The following is a 13,713-nucleotide window of genomic DNA, read 5'->3' on the forward strand; positions in this document are numbered from 1 at the left end:
ATGTCGGGCCAACTGAAGGTCTCGCTGCTCGAACAGCCCGCTGCGCCGTACACGCCGCCACCGGTTCACCTGAAACCGCTGGTAACGCTCTGTCGCGATTGTCGGGTCAGCGGCTTGTGCCTGCCCACCGGTCTGCCGCTGGATGACAAACGCTGCCTGGGCGCGTTGATCGGGCCACGCCTACGCATTCGCAAAGGCGCTGCGCTGTTCAACGCCAATGCACCCTTGACGATGCTCTATGCCGTGCGCTGTGGCAGCTTCAAGAGCAGCCTCAACAGCGCCGAAGGCCAGGGGGTAGTGATCAACTTCTGGATGCCGGGTGACGTGCTCGGCCTCGACGCCATCGCCACCGACCACCATGTCTGCGACGCGATTGCCCTGGAAGACAGCGAAGTCTGCCCAGTGCCCTATCATCGCCTGCAAACGCTGGCACGTGACTTCCCGGTATTGCAGCAGAGCCTGAACCGCTTGATGAGCCGGGAGATAGTGCGCGAGCAAGAGCGTGTGTTGATGCTGTGCAACCTCACCGCCGAGCAGCGCCTGGCCAGTTTTCTGATCGGGCTGTCCAAACGCTTCGTCAACCGCGGCTATTCCGCCCATGGCTTCATGTTACGTATGTCGCGCGAGGACATGGCATCGTACTTGGGCCTGCGCCTGGAGACCGTATGCCGTTCGGTCGCCCGCCTGCGTGCGCAAGGCATTGTCAGCCTGCGCGGCAGGCTGGTGGAGATCCACGACATGTCAGCCTTGATGGCGATCGAGCAAGGCGACCCTGACAATGAGCGCAAGCAAAGCCCCAAGGCGCCATGCTCGTCGACACACTGAGTGTTGGCCACGGCGCAGTCGCGCTGGGCATCGGCATGCTGGTTGGCCTTGAGCGCGAACGCAAGAAACGCCGCGACGAGGTACCTGCCGCCGCCGGGCTGAGGACGTTCGCCATCACCGCCCTGCTGGGCTATGTCAGCATGCTGCTGGCAGGACCGGTGCTGGTCGGGACAGCAAGCCTGGGCCTGATACTGCTGCTTTGCCTGCAATACCGCTACTCGCCTGGGAAGGCACCAGATGTGACAGGCGAGATCGCTCTTCTACTGGTACTTGTCCTGGGCGCGCTGAGCGTTGCCGAGCCTGAGCTTGCCGCTGCCGCAGGTGTGGTCTCGACCGTGTTGCTGGCCTTGCGCCGCGAGCTGCATCATTTCGTGCTGCAGCGACTGAGCGAGCAGGAACTGCGCGATGGCTTGACGTTGCTCACGGTGGCCCTGGTGGTATTGCCACTGACACCGGACCGGTTCCTGGGCCCCTACAGCGTGCTCAACCCACGCACTATTTGCACCTTGGTCGTTCTGCTGATGACAGTGGCGGCGTTAGGTCATATCGCCATGCGCCTGGTGGGCCCGCGCTATGGGCTGCCGTTGAGTGCCATCGCTTCAGGCTTTGCTTCCGGTTCGGCGACCATTGCCCTGCTAGCCCATGACGCCAGTCGACAACCTACCGCGGCGCGCTCCTACGCGGCGGCGGCGGTATTGTCCAACTTGGCGACCATCACCCAGTTCGCCTTGGTGCTGAGCATCATCGACCGCCACCTGCTCGGTCCTTTCCTGCCCGCGGTCGGCCTCGGCGCGCTGGTCACCGCGATCTATGGCATGTTGCTGCTCGCGCCTTGGCGCGCGGCACCGAGCAATTCTACCGCGCACCTCGGCGCAGGTGCCTTCAACCTGTGGACAGCCCTCGTAATCACCCTGGCCCTGACCGGTATCGCACTGCTCTCAGCGTTTCTGCTCGAACATCTGGGACACAACGGGGCCAGTATCGCAGCATTCGTCAGCGGCCTGGGCGATGCCCACGCGGCAACGGCGTCGGCAGCCTCGCTGGTGGTTGCGGGTCGGCTGCAGATGACTGAGCTGATGGTGCCGGGCATGATGGCTCTGACGGGGAACACACTAAGCAAATGCGTGCTGGCGCTCAGCAATGGCGGCTACGCTTTTGCGCGATACCTGGTGCCGGCGCAGCTCATCATTCTAGGGGCGATGTGGCTGGGAACACTGGCGTAATGTCCAATAGCGGCGGACCTGGACCAAACGACATGCGCATGTGCTTGTCAGCCCTGTCGTAACGCAAATTTCAGATGCTTCCACCTTGCGCAATGATGTGAAGCATCAACCCTAACCAGGTGGGCCATCTCCAGCCAGGGTCTCAAACCTGACCTTGAACCGACCAGATACCGGGTTCGGTTATTTCCGCTGGAACTAAAAAAGGGCCCTAAGGCCCTTTTTTACAACGACTTACAGAGTTCGGTGGAACGCTGTAAATCTATATTTGGAGCGGGAAACGAGACTCGAACTCGCGACCCCGACCTTGGCAAGGTCGTGCTCTACCAACTGAGCTATTCCCGCGTCGTGATGGGTGCCATTCTAGCGATTTACAGAACGGCGTCAACCCCTTGATTCAAAAAAACTTTTACTTCTGCTCCGAACCTTCGCGCAGGTGCGGCCAGGCGGCCACCAAGTAGTGCACCATCGACACCAGGGTCAGCCCCGCCGCCACCAGCAGCAAGCCGTAGCCCAGCACCACCCAGAAGGTCAGCAGCGGCGGGTTGGCCAGCAGGATCACCAGCGCCAGCATCTGCGCGGCGGTCTTCCACTTGCCCAGGTTCGACACGGCCACATGGGCGCGGGCGCCGAGTTCGGCCATCCACTCGCGCAGCGCCGAGACCACGATCTCGCGGCCGATGATCACCGCCGCCGGCAGCGTCAGCCAGAAGTTGGCGTGCACCTGCACCAGCAGCACCAGGGCCACGGCGACCATCAATTTGTCGGCCACCGGGTCGAGGAAGGCGCCGAACGGGGTGCTCTGCTGCAGCCGACGCGCCAGGTAGCCGTCGAGCCAGTCAGTGGCGGCGGCGATGGCGAACACCGTGCTGGCGGCCATGTAGCTCCAGTGATAGGGCACATAGAACAGCAGGATGAAGATCGGGATGAGCAGGACGCGTAGAACGGTGAGCAGGTTTGGAATATTCATCGGTACGACTGGCTGCGAGTTGAACCCGACATTCTACTCGCTATGCAGGCTGGCATAAATCGACTCGGCAAGCTTTTTACTGATGCCGGGAGCTTTGGCGATCTCGTCGACGCTGGCGCGGTTGAGCTCCTGCAGGCCGCCGAAATGTTTCAGCAAGTCGCGGCGGCGCTTGGGCCCGACCCCGGCGACGTCCTCCAGGCTCGAGGTGCGCCGGGCCTTGCCGCGCCGGGCGCGATGGCCGGTGATGGCGAAGCGGTGGGCTTCATCGCGGATCTGCTGGATCAGGTGCAGGGCCGGCGAGTCGCCCTTGAGGGTGAACTCGTGGGCCACGTCGTTCAGGTAGAGGGTCTCGAAACCGGCCTTGCGGGTCACGCCCTTGGCCACGCCGAGCAGGGTGAGATCGGTAAGGCCGAGCTCCTGCATCACCTCGCGGGCCATGTTCAGCTGCCCCTTGCCGCCGTCCACCAGCAGCACATCGGGCAGCTTGCCCTCACCGTCCTTGATCCGGCCATAACGGCGCATCAGCGCCTGATGCATGGCGGCGTAGTCGTCGCCGGCGGTCACGCCTTCGATGTTGAACCGGCGATAGTCGGATTTGAGCGGGCCTTCCGGGCCGAACACCACGCAGCTGGCCACGGTTGCCTCGCCGCTGGAGTGACTGATGTCGTAGCACTCCAGGCGCTGCGGCACTTCATCCAGGCCCAGCACCTGGGCCAACGCCTCGAAGCGGGCGGCCATGTGCTGGCGGTTGGCCAGGCGGGCATTGAGCGCCTGCTCGGCGTTGGTCACCGCCAGTTGCTGCCAGCGCGCCCGGGTGCCGCGCACCCGGTGGCTGATGCTCAGCTCGCGGCCGCGCAGGGTCTGCACCGCCTCGCTGATGGCGGCGAAGTCTTCATGCACCACGTTGACGATCAGCTCGCCCGGCAGCTCGCGCTCGGCGTTGCCGAGGTAGTACTGGGAAAGGAACGCGGCCATGACCTCGGCCACCTCCTCCTCGATGCCCACCTGGGGGAAGAAGTTCTTGCTGCCCAGCACCCGGCCGCCACGCACGCTGATCAGGTGCACGCAGGCACCGCCCGGGTTGACGAAAGCCGCCACTACGTCGACATCACCGGAGCCGCCTTCCATGTACTGCTGGTCCTGAACGCGGCGCAACAGGGCGATCTGGTCGCGCAGCTCGGCGGCCTTCTCGAAATTCAGGGCCATGGCGGCCTTTTCCATTTCGGCATTAAGCTCGTTGCCCAGCTGCTGGCTGCGCCCCTCGAGGAACATCACCGAGTGACGCACGTCCTCGGCGTATTCCTCGGGCGTCACCAGGCCCACGCACGGCCCCTTGCAGCGCTTGATCTGGTACTGCAGGCATGGGCGGGTGCGGTTGGCGTAGTAGCTGTCTTCGCACTGACGCACCGAGAACGCCTTTTGCAGCAGGCTCAGGCTCTCGCGAATGGCACCTGCGCTGGGGTACGGGCCGAAGTAGCGGCCCTTGGCTTTCTTCGCGCCTCGATGGATACCCAGGCGTGGGAATTCCCCGTCAGACAGGAATACGTATGGGTAGGACTTATCGTCGCGCAGCAGGATGTTGTAGGGCGGGCGCCATTCCTTGATCAGCGTCTGCTCGAGCAGCAGCGCCTCGGTTTCGTTGGCGGTGATGGTGGTCTCGACCTGGGCGATACGTCCCACCAGGGCAGCCGTCTTCGGCGCAAGACCGGTCTTGCGAAAATAGCTGGCCAGGCGCTTCTTGAGGTTCTTGGCCTTGCCCACGTACAGCAGGCGGGCCTCGCCGTCGAACATCCGGTAAACGCCCGGGCGACCGCTGCAGGTCGCCAGGAACGCACTTGCATCAAAAGGTTGTGACATGAGGTGTGCTTAAAGACTTGCGTCGACCATACCGTGACGGACGGCCAGCAAGGTCAGTTCGACGTCGCTGGTGACCGAGAGTTTTTCGAAGATTCGATAACGGTAAGTATTGACGGTCTTGGGCGACAGACACAACTTGTCAGAGATGATCTGCACCTTCTGGCAGCCGACGATCATCAGCGCAATCTGGATTTCCCGCTCGGACAGCGCATCGAACGGCGACCCCTGGGGCTGGAACGACTTGAGCGCCAACTGCTGGGCGATCTGCGGGCTGATGTAGCGCTGGCCGGCGAAGGCCAGGCGGATGGCCTGGACCATCTCGTCGAGCCCGGCGCCCTTGGTCAGGTAGCCCGCAGCCCCCGCCTGCAACAGGCGGGTGGGAAACGGATCTTCCTCGCACACGGTCACCGCGACCACCTTGGTGTCGGGGTGACTGCGCAGCAGTTTGCGCGTGGCCTCCAGGCCGCCGATCCCTGGCATCTTCACGTCCATCAGCACCACGTCCGGCTTGAGCTCGCGGGCCAGTTTGAGGGCGGACTCGCCAGAGTCCGCCTCCCCCACCACCTGCAGCCCGTCGATGTCGGCCAGCATGCGTGTGATGCCGGTACGCACCAGATCGTGATCGTCGACCACCAGGACCCTAATCAAGCAGACACCTCGTTAGTGGGGCGATTGGATCCCGCCACCTTAACAAAATTTTTCACCACGAACCTAGTGTCCTGTCTCGGAAATAAGCTGTTCACTTTTGGCGGCGTCTTGGGCGCCCTGCCCGCGTTGCCACTCCTCGCCATAGCCCTGCTATGACTCGTCGCGGCGCCTTGGCCGAACACCCAAGCCACTCGCCAAAAGAGAACGTATTTCCGAGACAGGACACTAGCGCAAAGCATCATGGAAATATGCCTGCCGGTCAGGCCGGCGCATGCGCAGCCCTTCATGGCCATTTTCTTCACCCGCGAGACGGTTGAGCAGGTGCCACACTGCAGCCTGGTCGGCCGACGGCAGGCGGCGAAAGGCGCCTAGCAGGCGGTTCTCATCAGAGGTCAGGCTGTCCAGGGGCGCAGGGGTGTGCACGCCGCTGAGCACATAAAGCGCATCCACGCCCCGGCTCGCGACCGCCGCGAGGTAGTCCATGCGCGGCGTGCGTTCGCCGCTCTCGTATTTGCCCTGGGCGTTGGGCTCGACACCGCCGATATCGCCAAAAATGCGCTGGGTCAGCCCCAGGCGTTCGCGCTCTTCTCTGAGTCGCGGACCAAATCCGTTCATCTGCTTGCCTCCTTTGCATGAATGGAAGACGGGTGCATCCCGCACCCGAGTGAATGTCTGCACAATCGTCCGGCACTATGCCAATTGGATCCAATCGTTGCAAGCCATCATTGCGCCACGCCCTGAATCAGGGGGACAGATGACATGGCGATCACAGTGGGTTCAGCACTGTCGCCTGCAGGCTTTGCATCGCCCGCGCAAGGGGTTTGCCGGCGATGGCGGACAACACGAAAAAACCTGAATGACATTAATTGGCCTGCAGAAACCGTGCGGGACAAGGCACTGCAAGAACCACGGAAAACCACCGTTTTGACGCCATTATGTCGACACCAATTAGATAATCATTTTTTTGACGCCCAACTTACATCAAACTTTAAATTATTGTTTTTGAAGGATTTTTTAACTAACAAAGAAAACTTTAAGAAAATTCCAAACAAACTAACCAACAACGCTTGCCGCACTATCAGAAAACTCCTTAGGATGTAAAAAGACCACCACGAAACAGCCTGAACCGCTACCTATCTAGCGCGGCTTGATCCTGCGCGTCTGGCATTTGCATAACTTCTTGAACTGAGTATCTCGGCCGGCATTGCGCCGCGCCTGGGGAGAGGGACCTATGAACATCAGTATCTTCGGACTTGGCTATGTGGGGGCGGTCTGCGCCGGTTGCCTGTCGGCGCGTGGGCATCAGGTTCTGGGAGTGGACGTCGCCCAGGCGAAGATCGACATGATCAACCAGGGTCGCTCGCCCATCGTCGAGCCGGGCCTGGAGCAACTGCTGCTCGACGGCGTGCGTCAGGGGCGCCTGCGTGGTACCACCGATGTGCAGGCGGCGATCCTCGCCACCGAGCTGTCGCTGCTGTGCGTCGGCACGCCGAGCAAGGCCAATGGCGACCTCGATCTGGTGTACATGGAGGCGGTGTGCCGCGAGATCGGCGCGGCCCTGCGCGACAAGGCCAGCCGCCACACCGTGGTGGTGCGCAGCACGGTACTGCCGGGCACGGTGAAGAACGTGGTCATCCCGCTGCTCGAGCAGGCCTCGGGCAAGCAGGCCGGGCGCGACTTCGGCGTGGCGGTCAACCCGGAGTTCCTGCGCGAGAGCACGGCGATCCAGGACTACGACTTCCCGGCCATGACCGTGATCGGCGAACTCGACAGCCGTTCCGGCGACCTGCTTGCCTCGCTCTACCAAGGCCTGGACGCGCCGGTGATCCGCAAGTCGATCGAGGTCGCCGAGCTGATCAAGTACACCTGCAACGTCTGGCACGCCACCAAGGTCAGCTTCGCCAACGAGATCGGCAACATCGCCAAGGCCTCCGGGGTCGATGGCCGCGAAGTGATGGACGTGGTCTGCCAGGACTACAAGCTCAACCTGTCGCGCTACTACTTGCGCCCGGGCTTCGCCTTTGGCGGTTCGTGCCTGCCCAAGGACGTCCGCGCCCTCACCTATCGTGCCAGCCAGCTTGACGTGGCGCACCCGCTGCTCGGCTCGATCATGGCCAGCAACCGCAACCAGGTGGCGAACGCGCTCGACCTGGTGACCCAGGCCGGCAAGCGCCGTATCGCCCTGCTGGGCCTGGCCTTCAAGGCCAACAGCGACGATCTGCGCGAAAGCCCCCTGGTGACCCTGGCCGAACAATTGATCGGAAAAGGCTACGAACTGCGGATCTTCGACGCCAACGTCGACCATGCACGCCAGTTCGGCGCCAACCGCCAGTACATCGAGCAACAGATCCCCCATGTCAGCGCCCTGCTGCGCAGCGACCTGCAACAGGTGATCGATGAAGCCGAGGTGATCGTGCTGGGCAACAACGACGAACGCTTCGTGCAGGCGCTCGACGCCGGCAAGCAGGTGATCGACCTGGTCGGCTTCATGGCCGACGGCAGCAACGCCCAACACCACGGCATCTGCTGGTAAGGCACGCCGATGCCCGCCCCTGCGGCGGGCCCCGACCCAAGGAGCTACAGCGCCATGGAACGACAACGACAGCGGCCTTTCGCGGCCCCGGGCTATCTGCGCGCAGCGGCCACCTTCTGTGCCTGGGCAATGCTCGCCGGGCTCATCGCGCTGGCCGCGCAGATGGTCGCGCCGCAGTACCTGGACCCAGGCCATCACCAGTTCATCTTCATCATCGGCATCCTGGGCATGTGGCGCTACGGCAATGCCATCGTCCACTACCTACGCGGCATGTACTTCCTGCACTGGCGCTTCCCGCGCCTGCGCCGCCAGGTCGAGCGCCTGGGCGACGCGGCATTGCCATCGCACATGTTCATGGTGGTAACGAGCTTTCGCATCCCCACCCATACCACCTTCAAGGTGTACCAGTCGGTATTCCAGGAAGTGCAGCGACTCAAGGTGCCGTGCACGGTGATCGCCTCGATCGTCGAGAAAGGTGACGAGCAGTTCATCAAGGACATCATGCGCGACGAGGTGCAGGGCCGCGACGACATCCGCCTGGTCATCGTCCGCGCCCGCGGCACCGGCAAACGCGATGGCCTGGCCCACGCCTTCCGTGCCCTGTCGCGGCAGATGCCGCTGGAAGATGCGGTGGTCGGCGTGGTCGACGGCGACACCATGATGCTGCCCGGCTGCGTCGAGCGGGCGGTCAAGCTGTTCGCCGTGCTGCCCGACGTCGGTGGCCTGACCACCAACGAGTTCTGCGAGGTCGAGGGCAGCCGCTGGATGCGCCAATGGCACTCGATGCGTTTCGTCCAGCGGCATATCAACATGTGCTCGATGGCCCTGTCGCATCGGGTACTGACCCTGACCGGACGGCTGTCGTTCTTCCGCGCCGGGGTGATGACCGACCCGGCGTTCATCCGCGATGTCGAGGCGGACTTCCTCGAGCACTGGCGCCTGGGCCGCTTCCAGTTCCTCACCGGCGACGACAAGTCCAGCTGGCTGAGCCTGATGCGCGCCGGCTGGGACACCTTCTACGTGCCCGACAGCCACACCCTGACCGTCGAGCACCCGCCCAGCGACAGCTTCTGGGTCGCCACCCGCCAGCTGATGTTCCGCTGGTACGGCAACTCGCTGCGGCAGAACTTCCGCGCCACCGCCCTGCTCGGTCGCACGCGCCTGGGGCTGTTCACCCTGTACGTGCTGCTCGACCAGCGGGTGTCGATGTGGACCTGCCTGATGGGCCTGACCGCTTCGGTGGTGGCCGGCCTGGTGTTCGGCATCCAGTACCTGCTGGTGTACCTGTTCTGGGTGCTGATCTCGCGCAGCCTGGTGACCGTGCTGTTCATCTTCGCCGGGCACCCTGTCAGCCCGATGTACCCCTTCGTTCTCTATTACAACCAGATCGTCGGCTCGCTGATGAAGGTCTACGCGATGTTCCACATGGACCAGCAACGCTGGACGCGGCAGAAGACCACCCTGGCCACCGGCAGCGTCGACTTCGACGCCAACCTCAACCGCTGGTCCTCGAAGGCGATGCTGTGCTCCTCGATCGCCATCTTCTTCGGGGTCATCACCGTGCTTCTAGAACTCACGCAACGTTAAGGAAAGGCGCCTGCACATGAGTACTTCCAATACCCCCGCGGCCCCGGCCAACATCGTCCACGAAGCCATCGACGAGCGTCAGTACGTGCGCACCCGCATGAACGCCCGGGTACGCCTGGCCGGCGCCGGGCGCGAGCCGCTCGAGGCGGACCTGGCCGACATCTCGCTGGGCGGCATCGGCCTGCTGCACGAAGCACCGCTGACCATCGGCGCGCTGTACGACGCCTCGATCCAGCTGCGCCTGAACCAGGTCGACCTGGCGATCGAAGGCAAGGTGCGCATCGTCTCCCAGCGCGGCAAGGAGGTCGGCGCGCAGTTCGTCGACCTCGACGCGCAGAAGCGCGACATCCTGCGCTACCTGATCAGCGCCTACCTGTCGGGTGAGGTTGCCGACATCAACGGCCTGTTCAACGTGATGCAGCGGGAAAACTACATCAAGGCGCGCAAGCACCAGCTAGCCCGCGCGCGCACGCCTGGCGAGCGGCTCAGGGCCATCGCCGGCACCGCGCTGTACACCGCTGCCGGCCTGGCCGCGCTGGGCTTCGTCGGCTACAAGGGCTACCTGCTGTTCTTCCGCATTCCGGCACTGCAGGCCACGGTGGCGAGCAACGCCCAGGTCATCAGCATGCCGGACAACGGCTACGTGAAGTACCTGCTACCGGCCGACGCCACCGAGGTGCGAACCGGCCAACCACTGGCGAACATCTCCACCCAGCTGGCCACCAGCTTCACCAGCCCGGCTGACATGAAGGCCCTGGCCGACCTTGCCCCGGGCGACCTGCAGGCGTTGCTGGGCCGCGCCAGCGTCGAGACGGTGATCAACAGCCCGTGCGACTGCCAGGTCTGGTACCCGTCGCAACCGCTGGACGGCTATGGCTACAAGGCCGCGCCGATGATGCACCTGCTGCCCAAGGGCGAGGCCATGTTCGTGCGCGCCAACGTGCCGTTCGACAAGCTCGCCGATGTCAGCCGCGTGCGCTCGGTGAACATGCAGGTGTTCGGCCTCGACCAGCACTTCAGCGGCAAGGTGGTGGACGCCCGCTCCGACGAGCTCAACCACAACCTGGCCTTGACCATCCAGCCGGACAGCCCGCTGCCGGCGGCGGCCTACCAGAAGGCCGTGGCGGTCGACCTGTACCTGGGCCTGCCCTTCGGCAGCGGCAACTGAGGGCAGGTCATGAACGCCAAGAACGCCCCGCGCCTGTTGCTGGCCGGCCTCGGCCTGGTCTGCGCCGGCAGTGGCTGGGCCGGGCAGAGCCTGGAGCAGATCCGCTACGCGCTGTACAAGGACCCGGGCGCCGACGTCACGAGCGACCTGCGCGCTCTCGCCGAGCGTGGCGACCTGGCCTCCAAGCAACTGCTTGGCGATGTGCTGTCCAACAGCGACAGTGCCAACCGCCAGGACATCGTCAGCCTGTACCAGGAGGCCTTCGCCGACGGCCACGGCCAGATCCCGGCACTGGCCTCGCTGGCGCGCCTGCTCGACCGCACCCCGCGCCTGCAGCGCAGTCACGAGGCGTGGATGCGCCAGGCCCTGGCCCGCTACCCCAACGACCGTGACCCGCGCAGCACCAGCACCAGCCTGGAGGTATTCCTGGTCTATCCGCAGCTGTTCCCGGGCGAACGCGCCGCCGAGCTGTTGGCGCTGTACGAACAGAGCTGCCTGCTCAACTGCCGCCCTGAGCTGTATCGCGCCGTGGTCGCCGAGCGCCAGGGCGACCGCGCCGCAGCCGAGCGCTGGTACCAGCAGGCAGCACGCATCGACCCACGCGGCATCGAGCGCTACTACCGCTTCCTCGGCGAGCGCCAGGACCCGGCCTTCCTCGCCTTCGCCCGCAGCCTGGAGCCGGAGATGGCCAGCCTGCCGGTGGAGGTGGTGCAGCGCATCGGCGCGCTGCTGGACAGCATCCATGGCACCACCCGCGCCGAACTGGACGCCGAACGCGAGCAGCGCCAGAGCCGCGCCATGGGCGCCAAGGTCGAGCCGACGGCCGAGCAACTGGCCCGCGACAAGGCCGACGACCAGTTGCGCGCCGACGGCATCGCCGAAGCCCAGCGCTGGCTGGACAACGCCGTCGCCCGTGGCTACCTGCCGGCGCTGGTGGCCAAGGCCAACTTCATGATCTCCAACCCCACCGAGCACAACGCCGAGCAGGCCCAGGCGCTGATTACCCAGGTTAGGGCCAAGGACCCGACCCGTGCCAAGGTATTGGATGCCCAGTTCTACATGGTCAATAACTGGCTGACCCTGGACCCGTACAAGGCCCATGCACTGATCGACGAGCTGATCGCCGCCCACTACCCGGACGCCCACCTGCTGCTGGGTGACCTGTACAGCAAGGGCGGCCTCGACCAGCCCGACCAGGAGCGCGCCCTGGCCATCTGGCGGCAACAGGCCGAGCAAGGCTCGACTGCCGCCTGGTACCGCATGGCCACCGTGCACCTGCGCGGCCGGGCCATCTGCCACGACCCGGTCAAGGCCTACACCTACGCCCGCATCGCCCTCGACCTCGGCGAGACCCGCGCCCGTGGCCTGATCAAACGGCTGGACAAGACCTTGCCCAAGGATGACATCGAGCGCGCCCTGGCCGTGCGCAACGATCTGTTGAAGGAGCCCACCCTGTGAAAGCGCACCCACCCCTGCTCGGCGCCCTGCTCGCCCTGGCGCCGCTGACGGTGCTGGCAGCCGAGGAAGTCACCGGCCCCGACGCCGACAGCAGCGCGCCGATGCGCGTCGCGACCGTCGACGGCAGCGAACCGGTGATCACCTCGGAGTTCTTCAACAAGCTCACCCTGCAGACCGGCTACGGGCCGCAGGACTCCCAGGTCGGCCGCGACCGCGAGAGTTTCTACAGCCTGCGCTACGAGCCGTCGTTCGCCTGGTACTCGCCGGAAAAACGCTGGGCCAGGTGGATGGTCTATGGCCGCTTGTGGCTGAACTACGACTCCAGCCAGTCGAGCAACCTGGCCAACGAGTCGACCAACAACAATGCCCGCGAACAACCCGAGGGCTGGTACGCCGAACTGCGCGAGCTGTACGTCAAACGCAACCTGATCGGCGACGACCCGCGCTTCTCGCTGTCGTTCGGCCGCCAACGTTTCGCCGACGACTACGGCATCTGGTGGGACGACAGCCTGGAGTCGGTGCGCTTCGACTATCAGGACACCTTCTCCGACGCATTCGTCGCGCTCGGGCAGAAATTCCACAACTACAACACCGACGTCAATTCGCTGGCCGCGAGCGAAGAGCGCACGCTGTACCTGATGGGCCAGTACGCCTATCGCTGGAGCCCGAACAACCAGGTCGGCGTGCGCCTGATGCAGGAGAACGACCGCAGCGACCACGACGTCGACGATCGCTACGACTTCAAGGGCTGGCGCTACGGACTGTTCTTCAAGGGCGACAACCTGCCCCTGGCCACCGACTACCACCTGGAACTGGCGGCCCTGGGCGGCAAGATGGACAACACCGCCGGCAACGGCGTCACCAGCACCGGCCACGCCAGCAAAGGCTGGGCGGCGCTGGGCGAGGTCGGCAAGCGCTTCGAGACGCTGCCCTGGACCCCGCGCCTGGCATTGCGCGGCGGCCTGACCGACAAGTCGGACGACGACAACGACGGCTTCCGGCTCAACCCGATCCAGTCCGACCGCATCACCCGCCAGGGCTCGTACAGCACGCGCCTGACCAGTGCGTTCGTCGCCCTCGACCTGCGCAACCTGAGCTACTACGGCTTCGCCCTGGAGACCCGCCCCACCGCGCGCAGCGCCCTGGACCTGCGGGTGACCCAGCTCAACCTGCGCGACGAGGGCGGCGCGCTGCCGATCCGCATGGCCGCCGATGCCCGCGCCCGACGCCAGAGCGAACTGAACGCCGGGCTGCACGGCAAGGGCGACAACGTCGGCCAGATGATCGACCTCAACTACTACTGGAAGATGTTCCCGGTAGCCCTCGACGGCAAGCGCCTGGACGTCAACACCCTGGTCAGCGCCAGCTACCTCAACGCAGGCAGCGCGCTGGACAGCGGTGACGACTACCAGTTGAGTGTCGGCGTGGTGATCAGCTACTAAGGACG

Annotated in this window: 12 protein-coding genes and 1 tRNA gene; 8 read left to right on the forward strand and 5 right to left on the reverse strand. The window is 64.5% G+C overall.

The annotated features are described in order from the left end of the window. Entirely contained in the window at positions 1-825 is an 825-nt protein-coding gene (locus tag LU688_RS17465; RefSeq protein ID WP_094011376.1) for a helix-turn-helix domain-containing protein, read from the forward strand. Further along, complete coding sequence (locus LU688_RS17470) at positions 807-2,048, forward strand: MgtC/SapB family protein (protein WP_094011375.1); 1,242 nt, start codon at positions 807-809, stop codon at positions 2,046-2,048. The genes LU688_RS17465 and LU688_RS17470 overlap by 19 nt, the downstream gene beginning before the upstream one ends. A gap of 266 nt (positions 2,049-2,314) precedes the next feature. Here the strand turns inward: LU688_RS17470 and LU688_RS17475 are convergent. The 5 genes from LU688_RS17475 to LU688_RS17495 all read right to left on the reverse strand — a co-directional run bounded on the left by LU688_RS17475 (position 2,315) and on the right by LU688_RS17495 (position 6,135). Then, positions 2,315-2,390, reverse strand: a tRNA-Gly gene (locus LU688_RS17475). A gap of 64 nt (positions 2,391-2,454) precedes the next feature. After that, the gene (gene pgsA / locus LU688_RS17480; protein ID WP_038706385.1) at positions 2,455-3,015 is read right to left on the reverse strand and encodes a CDP-diacylglycerol--glycerol-3-phosphate 3-phosphatidyltransferase; all 561 of its coding nucleotides are present in this window, start codon (positions 3,013-3,015) and stop codon (positions 2,455-2,457) included. 33 nt (positions 3,016-3,048) lie between these two features. Then, a complete protein-coding gene (gene uvrC / locus LU688_RS17485; protein ID WP_038706386.1) occupies positions 3,049-4,872 on the reverse strand; it encodes an excinuclease ABC subunit UvrC in 1,824 nt (607 codons plus the stop codon). A 9-nt stretch (positions 4,873-4,881) separates the two neighbouring features. Then, positions 4,882-5,520 (reverse strand): response regulator transcription factor GacA, encoded by a 639-nt coding sequence (gacA, locus tag LU688_RS17490; RefSeq protein WP_023631421.1) that lies wholly within the window; start codon positions 5,518-5,520, stop codon positions 4,882-4,884. Positions 5,521-5,745: 225 nt separating this feature from the next. Next, positions 5,746-6,135 (reverse strand): helix-turn-helix domain-containing protein, encoded by a 390-nt coding sequence (locus LU688_RS17495; protein WP_023631420.1) that lies wholly within the window; start codon positions 6,133-6,135, stop codon positions 5,746-5,748. A 144-nt stretch (positions 6,136-6,279) separates the two neighbouring features. Here LU688_RS17495 and LU688_RS17500 point away from each other — a divergent pair, with 144 nt between their 5' ends. From LU688_RS17500 to LU688_RS17525, 6 genes are all read left to right on the forward strand, one after another. Further along, positions 6,280-6,621: a hypothetical protein gene (locus tag LU688_RS17500; RefSeq protein WP_143067548.1), complete on the forward strand. Its 342-nt coding sequence runs from the start codon at positions 6,280-6,282 to the stop codon at positions 6,619-6,621. A gap of 130 nt (positions 6,622-6,751) precedes the next feature. Continuing rightward, complete coding sequence (locus LU688_RS17505) at positions 6,752-8,053, forward strand: nucleotide sugar dehydrogenase (RefSeq protein WP_038706387.1); 1,302 nt, start codon at positions 6,752-6,754, stop codon at positions 8,051-8,053. A gap of 54 nt (positions 8,054-8,107) precedes the next feature. Next, the gene (locus LU688_RS17510; RefSeq protein ID WP_023632349.1) at positions 8,108-9,640 is read left to right on the forward strand and encodes a glycosyltransferase; all 1,533 of its coding nucleotides are present in this window, start codon (positions 8,108-8,110) and stop codon (positions 9,638-9,640) included. A gap of 16 nt (positions 9,641-9,656) precedes the next feature. Next, positions 9,657-10,808, forward strand: coding sequence for a PilZ domain-containing protein (locus LU688_RS17515; protein WP_094011374.1), 1,152 nt, complete (start codon positions 9,657-9,659; stop codon positions 10,806-10,808). Between the two features lie 9 nt (positions 10,809-10,817). Beyond that, on the forward strand, positions 10,818-12,266 hold the full coding sequence (locus tag LU688_RS17520; protein WP_094011373.1) for a tetratricopeptide repeat protein: 1,449 nt from the start codon (positions 10,818-10,820) through the stop codon (positions 12,264-12,266). Then, positions 12,263-13,708, forward strand: a complete 1,446-nt coding sequence (locus tag LU688_RS17525) for an alginate export family protein (RefSeq protein ID WP_094011372.1) — start codon at positions 12,263-12,265, stop codon at positions 13,706-13,708. The genes LU688_RS17520 and LU688_RS17525 overlap by 4 nt, the downstream gene beginning before the upstream one ends. Positions 13,709-13,713: the final 5 nt, after the last annotated feature.

Source organism: Pseudomonas soli (assembly GCF_021283165.2).
Classification (GTDB): domain Bacteria; phylum Pseudomonadota; class Gammaproteobacteria; order Pseudomonadales; family Pseudomonadaceae; genus Aquipseudomonas; species Aquipseudomonas soli.